Genomic DNA, 2,887 nt, shown 5'->3' with positions numbered 1-2,887 from the left:
AACTGCAATTGAAGAGTGATGTTGATTTACGTACCCCCGCTGAAATCTCTGCGCAGCCAGATAAGATTCCTACGGGAGTTAAATATATTCAGCTCAATGTAATGGCGGATGAGAATTTAATCGTGACGCCTGCTCAAATAGATACACTTTTTAAAGATCCTAAACTTGCAAGTAAAAAAATGGGTGGGGTGGAAGGGGTTGAGGCCAGTTTTTTCGCACTTTATCGAGATTTTGTATTGCTGCCTAGTGCTCAAAAGTCATATCGAACCCTCTTTCTATCATTATTGAACACCTCTAATGTCCCCGTAGTCTTTCACTGCACAAATGGTAAGGATAGAACCGGCTGGGCTACTGCTGCTTTGCTAACTCTCCTTGGGGTGTCTAAAGAAGAAGTATTGTCTGATTACTTGCGTAGTAATGAGTATCTATTGCCTTTACACCAGAATGAGATCGATAGATTCATTTCTAATGGCGGCGACTCCGGAATTCCAGCTGCGCTTTTTGGGGTAAAGCGTAAATACTTAGAGGTCTCATTTGATGAAATGCATCGGCGGTATGGCACGATTGAAGAATATTTTGCGCAAGGCCTAAGCATTAACACCGCACAGCAAGAGCAACTTCGAAAACTTTATCTAGTGCGCGATAGGGACTTGTAGTGATAGCCTATATTATTTGCTGATTTCTGCCAAAACACGGTGAACATAAAAGACTGGCAGTCCTTATCATCTCATTACTCGCAACACATAACACTGTACATCGATACTGACCACCCGCATACCCCATTTTATAAAGGTCTTTCATTTGCTTCCGATCTCATAATCCTTTGGCCCCAAGTTCAAGTCCTGGCGGCCCACCAAAAAAATAATGACTTAGCGTGAGAACGCTAGGTCATTATTTATTATTGTGTAGTCAGTGTGTAGCAAATATCACCACTAAACCCCAATAAATATATAGCCCTGGATTGGAGCAATCAACTACTTGTTGCCCATGGTTAGCAAGTACTCAAGGACTGCTCTAGGCTAATAACGATCGGTAGAGCGGAAGATTGAAAATCCTTGTGTTGGTGGTTCGATTCCGCTCCCGGCCATCAAGAGTGTGAATAGCCCAACAAGTGGGCTATTTTGTATTCTAGTGCTTCATGGTGCTAAGGCCGAATATCTAAGCTGAAGACAATAAATTTTCTTGGGTCATGCACTCTTAGGGGCGACGAATAAATAAACCGACGATTAATCCTAGTCCAGCAGCAACTGCAACTGACTCCCAAGGGTTGCGATGGACAAAGTGATCTGCACCCTTAGCAGCGGCTTTAGCTTTATCCGTAAGTACATCTTCAAAGTCTGCAATACTTTCCTTCGCACCTGCAAGGGTTTTTAAAGCTTTTGAGCGAATTTTTTTGATTTCGTCATCTGCATGTCCCTCGGTAGCTTCAATCAATGCCTCGGCATCTGCCATGAGCGCTTTGAATTCTCCAATAAATTGTTTGGAAACTGTCGTAGAAGCTTTGGTTATAACTTTATCTAATTTATTCATAATAATTCTCCACTTAAATCTTGATTAAGTAATAAGCCCACCACAAAGTTAATTACATTAAGTAGCCATAATAAGGATTAGCTATACGATTGATTGTCTGGTAACAGACATAGTTAACAATTAATTGATAGTCAAGTTTTAGGTATTGCAGACGCACTCATACTAGACGCTAGGCCTATCATTGAGCGGCTCCCATTGAGGTTGTCGAGCTTCCGGTAGGACGCCCCTTATTAATTACTTTAAGAGGTGGGAGCTAATGCCACATTGATCAATTTAAGTGTCCCGGGAAACAGCAGAGGGTTTACCTTTAGCTTTTTAATTAGTTGTTCAAATGCATTTAAGAATGACTCGGGAAGCTGCGCTCCCTGCAAAAGATATTGATCGTTCAAAATGATTGATGGTACTGAGCTAATACCTGCATTGGCATAGATAGATTCTTCATCTCGAACTTCTTTAGAAAATTCATTCTTTTGGAGCACCGCTTGGGCTCTATCTCTATCTAGGCCAGAACGAGTTACCGCATCCAGTAGATTTTGCTGATCATCTAAATTAACTACTAAGCTGACCTGTCCTGGGATTTTCAGACCAAACGCTTTTAGAGATAATGACTCCTTCGACATAGTGGCATGTTGGGATTGAGCTCAAAAGGGTGAAAATGTATTTCAAAATTAGCCCGATCACTTAACTGGGCGATTGCTTTATTGAGGTTGCCTAGACCTACAGCACACCATGGGCAAGCCACATCAGATATATAGTCAATTTTGATCGTTGGTTTCATGAAGTTTATTCTACAGAAGCCTATCAATTTCCCAGAAAGTGTTTTGGAGTAACGAAGTGTTAGATGGTTGCTCCAAAATTCCTGTGGTTTTAAAACCAAAGAGTGAGCTGACGTTTCTTGTGATTTAGTTAAATTAGTCACACAAATACTCACACACCGATAAATAGGAAACGCACCCTCGTGAAATCCTAGCGGATTTCTTTGGATATCTGCACTCATAATTTTTTGGTCCCAGGTTAAAGTCCTGGTAGCCCACCAGAAATGAAAGGTACGTACCGGGCACATGCTTTGCGTCCGGAACCGATCACATCGTTTACACCTTTACCAATCACATCCCCAATAAACATATGGGCCCGTCATTGGAGTAACGAACTAATTGTAGATTGTGGTGCGTTGATATTGAGACCTCGCCGGTTAAATTAAATTCTCAGTCTTAGCTAAGTTTCTATGGATATTCTCTGTATTAATATGAAAAACTACCCATTGCCAAGCATCATTCTCCACTGGTTGACAGTCTGCGCTGTTGTTGTGGCTTACATTACTAGCGGAGATCCTACAGATACTCACAGCACAACCGAT

At 41.5% G+C, this 2,887-nt stretch carries 4 protein-coding genes; 1 reads left to right on the top strand and 3 read right to left on the bottom strand.

The genetic code is table 11. The features are described 5' to 3' along the window. Window positions 1-656, top strand: a 656-nt coding sequence (locus B7Y67_RS14365) for a tyrosine-protein phosphatase (protein WP_293599226.1), incomplete at its 5' end; no start/stop codon positions are given. Window positions 657-1,197: 541 nt separating this feature from the next. Here B7Y67_RS14365 and B7Y67_RS14360 read toward each other — a convergent pair. From B7Y67_RS14360 to B7Y67_RS14350, 3 genes are all read right to left on the bottom strand, one after another. Next, window positions 1,198-1,530, bottom strand: a complete 333-nt coding sequence (locus B7Y67_RS14360) for a YqjD family protein (RefSeq protein WP_293599225.1) — start codon at window positions 1,528-1,530, stop codon at window positions 1,198-1,200. Between the two features lie 239 nt (window positions 1,531-1,769). Continuing rightward, window positions 1,770-2,150: a DsbA family protein gene (locus B7Y67_RS14355; protein ID WP_293599224.1), complete on the bottom strand. Its 381-nt coding sequence runs from the start codon at window positions 2,148-2,150 to the stop codon at window positions 1,770-1,772. Next, window positions 2,126-2,308: a DsbA family protein gene (locus B7Y67_RS14350; RefSeq protein ID WP_293599227.1), complete on the bottom strand. Its 183-nt coding sequence runs from the start codon at window positions 2,306-2,308 to the stop codon at window positions 2,126-2,128. The genes B7Y67_RS14355 and B7Y67_RS14350 overlap by 25 nt, the downstream gene beginning before the upstream one ends. Between the last annotated feature and the right edge of the window lie 579 nt (window positions 2,309-2,887).

The sequence above is a fragment of the Polynucleobacter sp. 35-46-11 genome, from assembly GCF_002281105.1.
The sequence above is the reverse complement of the archived record's forward strand: the minus strand, read 5'-3'. Positions and strand labels throughout refer to the sequence as shown.